General features: G+C 44.7%; 3 protein-coding genes and 1 pseudogene. 2 read left to right on the forward strand and 2 right to left on the reverse strand.

What is annotated here, in order from left to right:
• Positions 1-177 precede the first annotated feature (177 nt).
• Positions 178-306 (forward strand): annotated as a pseudogene (locus tag GX117_04230) (4Fe-4S cluster-binding domain-containing protein).
• A complete protein-coding gene (locus tag GX117_04235; GenBank protein NLO32551.1) occupies positions 307-549 on the forward strand; it encodes an autonomous glycyl radical cofactor GrcA in 243 nt (80 codons plus the stop codon).
• Positions 550-563: 14 nt separating this feature from the next.
• On the opposite strand, the gene GX117_04240 is transcribed toward GX117_04235, so the two are convergent.
• Together GX117_04240 and GX117_04245 are read right to left on the reverse strand one after the other, a co-directional pair.
• The gene (locus tag GX117_04240) at positions 564-1,190 is read right to left on the reverse strand and encodes a class I SAM-dependent methyltransferase (protein NLO32552.1); all 627 of its coding nucleotides are present in this window, start codon (positions 1,188-1,190) and stop codon (positions 564-566) included.
• Positions 1,191-1,298: 108 nt separating this feature from the next.
• A partial coding sequence (locus tag GX117_04245; protein NLO32553.1) for a hypothetical protein occupies positions 1,299-2,033 on the reverse strand: 735 nt, incomplete at its 5' end.

The raw sequence follows: 2,033 nt of genomic DNA on the forward strand, positions 1-2,033 counted from the left end.
AAGTCTCCTTGCCCGAAGGGCAGATGCGAAACTCTCATTATACATGGACCAGTTTACGGGGGGCACACCATATGTTGTCGCTCTAATTTATCGTTGAGTGATGGTCTTCCATAGGACTGGAATTCACAGTCACTTTGGCGCTTCAAAGTACAAGAAGTTTTTGATAAGGACTTCATTATGGAGCACACGCGCCATCTGAACGTATGCAATATACAACGTACGTGTGTATACGATGGATCCGGGATTCGAACCACCATCTTTTTCCGGGGGTGCCGTCTGCGCTGCCCTTGGTGTCAAAATCCTGAGATGCGTTCTTCTCAAGCCGCCTGCGGCGTCCCAAATCATGTCTCCATCTTTAAGGCCTTTTTCGAAAAGGGCGGCATGCAATTGCAGCCTAATCTTGTAAACAAACAAATGTTGCTTGATGCCCGTGAACATCCGGAAAAATATCCGGACTTACTCGTTCGTATTGCCGGTTATTGCGCCTACTTCAATGAACTCTCAGATGAGATTAAAGAGACAATCATAAATAGAACCTGCTATTCATAGAGGGAGTGTTTTTTTTAATGGAGCTGAGGCTTTTTGTATCCCTTGGCAATGTATAAGAGGGCGTGGGCAGAATCGCTGCTTTTGAACAATTTTCCCTCATTTTCACCGATGTAATATTCCGTTTCAACGAAAAGGTCTTCAGATATGACGTCTTCTATATACTCAAGATTAACGTGTTTTATAGTGCTTATATATGAATTAGGCTGTTTGAACTTCTCTTTAAAAAAAGAGGATGCAGGATTGAGCAACATGGCAATAAACACACCTTGTTGCTTCAACACAGAGAGTGCCCCTTTCACAGCCCTTTGTACGTTCTGAATAAATTGCAATGAGGCAACGGAAATAACCGCGCCAAAAGTGGATTTTGGAAAAGGCAGGTTTTCTGCACTTGCCGCTATGACTTTGATGTTTTCCGGGGCATACTTTAACATTTCTCCATGGATGTCCACTCCATAAACCGTATAGCCGTTGTTGGCAAGCCGTTCTTCTATAGGAGCAGTTCCGCATCCTATACTCAGAACAGGGCTGCGATTATCTAAGTGTTGAAGCAGATAGTCCAATTCCATGCTGAAGACTTCTTGCCAAAAGACATTGGCACAGGACTGAAAATATCGGTTGGCTGTGTTTTGTTTTTGTTGCACAATATTCTGATTGGGTTTAAAAGGTTGACAGCAAGAAAGAGCTACCCCTTGCATTCTCGGATATTCATTTTTTTATGTTTCGGTTACCGACTGTGTAACAGAAACGTTCTACAAGAGATCATTATAGTCGATCTGGCTTCGATCCTTTATTGTCACACCGAGGATCTTGTTTTCTTCTTTTACATTGAACAGTGTAAAACGATGAGCGCCGCCGGCAGCAATGGCCGCAGGTATGTCTCCTAAGGCTCGTAAGGCAGGCACATAGTACTGTTCTTGCCAAAGCTGATCATCATCAAGATCAAATTGGTTCATATCGGCAATAATGGAAGAAAAGTGTTTCCCCAGCGTTCCCGCAAATATGGACAAAATACCTGCCTGTTCTAGGCCGACAAGGGTAATGGCGCCGCTTAGATCATAGCGGCTTTCTAAAAACACGCCGGCAGTGAGGATGTCTTGTATACGGTATCCCGTATCTGTGGGAAGAAAAGTGTCCATGAAATTTGTGGTGTTATCTCGCTTGAAAGCCCCCTCATGGTTGTGGTACTCCCCTACTCCAAAGGTGTCAATGACGAGAATTGCTTTGTCATGATCAAGGAGTTCTTGAATGAAGCGTCCGGGGCCGCCTGTTTCCAGATCAGCAAGATAAGCCTTTCCCTGTCCATGGACAAGAAGAACCGCATCTTGCGGCGTTGTACTTATGCCTCGGTAGAAAAGGGCAGGAATACGATCACCGGCACATTGTCGGCCGAGAAGCCATTTTTCAAGCACATAGCCGCCCCGCTCTTCCATGGATATCCGTTTAAATTGAAGAGCGTTTATCTCAGTGACTTCAGCACCCAACAA

The organism is Candidatus Hydrogenedentota bacterium (assembly GCA_012523015.1).
Taxonomy (GTDB): Bacteria; Hydrogenedentota; Hydrogenedentia; order Hydrogenedentales; family CAITNO01; genus JAAYBJ01.